The sequence below is a fragment of the Clostridium sp. genome (genome assembly GCF_021443865.1).
GTDB lineage: Bacteria > Bacillota > Clostridia > Clostridiales > Clostridiaceae > Clostridium.
In genome coordinates, this window is the sequence record NZ_JABUTB010000111.1 from 6,657 (window position 1) to 9,726 (window position 3,070).

Annotated in this window: 2 protein-coding genes; both read right to left on the reverse strand. The window is 27.9% G+C overall.

Going from position 1 to position 3,070, the window contains the following annotated elements; genetic code table 11:
* Positions 1–62 precede the first annotated feature (62 nt).
* The gene (locus HUJ77_RS14025) at positions 63–740 is read right to left on the reverse strand and encodes a cyclase family protein (protein ID WP_291709648.1); all 678 of its coding nucleotides are present in this window, start codon (positions 738–740) and stop codon (positions 63–65) included.
* Between the two features lie 12 nt (positions 741–752).
* Entirely contained in the window at positions 753–3,041 is a 2,289-nt protein-coding gene (locus HUJ77_RS14030) for an ATP-dependent DNA helicase (protein ID WP_291709650.1), read from the reverse strand.
* Between the last annotated feature and the right edge of the window lie 29 nt (positions 3,042–3,070).

Sequence of the window (3,070 nt, forward strand, 5' to 3'; positions counted from 1 at the left end):
AAAAATACAAAAAAGGATGTAGTAGATTTGCTTTTACACAAATCTTCCTACATCCTCTTTTATTACATTAATAACTCTATATTTTTATATAATTTTCTCTCTGAAACCTCATTGGTTATTGCAATTGCTCTTACTGGTGAAGCATCTCCATTTTCTATTTTTAATGGTGTTGCTACTAGGGTAAATTCTTCTTCTCTTACGTTATTTAAGTTAGTTAAATTTTCAATAATTATTCGCCCTCTAGATAATATAGTATTATGAATTTCGAAATCTATGCTATCAAAAGCATCTATTGATATAGTATCTGTTCCTATCCCTCTGATATTAAAGCTACATAGCCATCTTGCCGCCTCTTCTGTTAATGTTGGAAATCCCTTTAAATAACCACTACTCCCCCAATACTTATCCCATCCAGTTTTCAATATAACAAAATCACAATTATTGATTCTCTCCTTATATTTAATTAAATCCTTTATATCTATGCTTTCTAGCTCTGATACATCTATAGTAATAGCAATTCCTATAAAATCACTTATATTAAATTCATCTATTGTCTTTCCCTTATTGATCATATGAATTGGAGCATCAATATGTGTACCTGTATGAGTGCATAGTCTCAAGAGTTTTTCATTATATCCATCCTTTTCTATAGATGCTATATCATATGCCTCAAATTTTTCGTCCTTTGTATAAGTACTCATACTACTATTTATAGTATGACTTAAATCAATAACTTTCATAAATCTTCTCCTTTAATCTATTAATTCCCATTCCTTTGGCAATAAACTTCTATATTTTAATGTATAATATCTGTCATCAATAAGTAATATTCTCCCCTTATCACTTTCAGTCCTTATAACTCTTCCTGCTGCCTGCATAATTTTATTTATTCCTGGATAAATATATGCATAATCAAATCCCTTATCCTCATAATAGTCCCTAATTATATCCCCTTCATTAGATATCTTAGGAAAACCAACCCCTACTATTACACTGCCTATTAATCTTTTACCAGGTAAATCTATCCCCTCTGAAAACACTCCACCTATAACACAAAAAGCTAGTATATTTGAATCAATTTTAAAACTATTTAAAAACTCTTCTCTCTCATCTTCTGTTAATGTTTCTCCCTGGCAAATAACATTTTCCTCACCATATAGCTCTTTATATCTTTCAACTATTTTATTTAAATATTGATAGGAAGGTAAGAATACCATATAGTTTCCCTTTTCTTCTTCCTTAAAGTTATATATTAACTGGCAGACTTTATCTATATTATTTTCCCTTTGCTTAAACCTCATATTTAATGGATTACCATATATCTTTAAATTTTCTTTTTTAAAAGGAGAAGGTAATTTCATTCTATAACTCTTCTCGTTTCCTCCTAATAAATCAATATAATAATTAATTGGTGATAATGTAGCAGAAAATATTATAGTGGAATAACTTCCTTGAACTATACTAGATAAATTTTTAGAAGGATTTACACAAAATAACTTTACCTTTACATCATTTGTATTTTTTTCTACTAAAGTTACATATTCCTTACTATAAAGTTCAGATATTGATATGAATGCTCTAATTTCAAAATAAAGATCTTTTATTTCATCATAGCCTTCTGTATTAACTGACTTTATTAAATACTCATCACATTCCTTCATAAAAATTCTAAGTAACTTATATAAATCCTTATACTCTTCTTTTTTATATATACTATTAACTTCTATTTCTTCAACTTCTTTTCTAATTTCAATTAAGTATTTATTTATAGCATTTAGTGATTTAAATAAATTCGGTACTTTTCCCTTAACAATTTTACTTGCTTTCAATATTTTATCCTTATATATTTCTGCACTAAACATACTTCTAGATCTATCCACAAGATTATGTCCCTCATCCACAAGTAATATGTTATTATTCACATCCTCCTCAAAGAACCTCTTCAATCTTGCTCTTGGATCAAAGGCATAATTATAATCACAAATAATTAAATCACACCAAATACTTAAATCTAAAGATAGCTCAAAAGGACATAATTTTTCCCTTCTAGCATATTTCTCTATCCTCTCTCTAGTAAATGTATCCTCTTCTTTAAGCATATTAAAAATTGCATCATTTACTTTATCATAGTAATTTAACGCATATTCACAATTCTCTGGGTTACATGCTGTCTTTTCCTTAAAGCAAATCTTTTCTTTCGCCGTTAAAGTGATACTTTTACATTTTAAAGAATTTGCTTTTAGCTTATTAACAGATTCTTCTGCTACTGTTCTAGTTATTGTCTTAGCCGTTAAATAAACTATTCTACTACCTCTATCCTCCCCTAAGGACTTTACTGCTGGGAACATAGTAGATATAGTTTTACCTATGCCAGTTGGGGCTTGTGCAAATAAAACCGCCTTCTCCTTTATTGTATTAAAACATGCTATAGCTAGTTCCTTTTGTCCCTTCCTGTAATTCTCAAATGGGAATTTTAAATACTTTATACTTTCATTTCTTTCTTTAAGTAATTCTGATTTTAAAAGCACCCATTTTTTATATTCATTAATGATTTCAAAAACGAAGTCTTTTAAAGTATCTATGTTGAATTCCTTATCAAAGCTCTTTACTTCTTCTGTCTCTAGATTAAAATAGCTTAATCTTATTTTAATATCCTTTAATTCATTTTGTTTAGAATATATGTAAGCATAAAATTTAGCTTGAGCCCAATGCAATTCATTATAATCTTCATCTATTAATATAAGAGATTTCATTGTAGATTTAATTTCTTCTATATAAATATCATTATCTTCAATTATAATTCCATCGGCTCTTCCATCTACTATTAATGTAACATTATCTATTTCAAATTCTTCTTGCAACCTAACTTCTTTTTTATAATTACTATATACTTTTTCATTATTACTTTGAAGTTTTTGGTGTGCTAAAGTCCCATCTAAAGCACGTGTACTACCTGTATATCTATCATCTATACTTCCCTGCTTTAAGACATATTCAATAATACCTCTAACTGAATCCTTAATAATAATCTTATTCTTCATTAAAGTTCTTCCTATTCTTATATTTTAAA

Excerpts from the sequence above, each read along its gene's own strand:
- HUJ77_RS14025 (WP_291709648.1), bottom strand. The coding sequence starts at position 740 with ATGAAAGTTATTGATTTAAGTCATACTATAAATAGTAGTATGAGTACT.
- HUJ77_RS14030 (WP_291709650.1), bottom strand. The coding sequence starts at position 3,041 with ATGAAGAATAAGATTATTATTAAGGATTCAGTTAGAGGTATTATTGAA.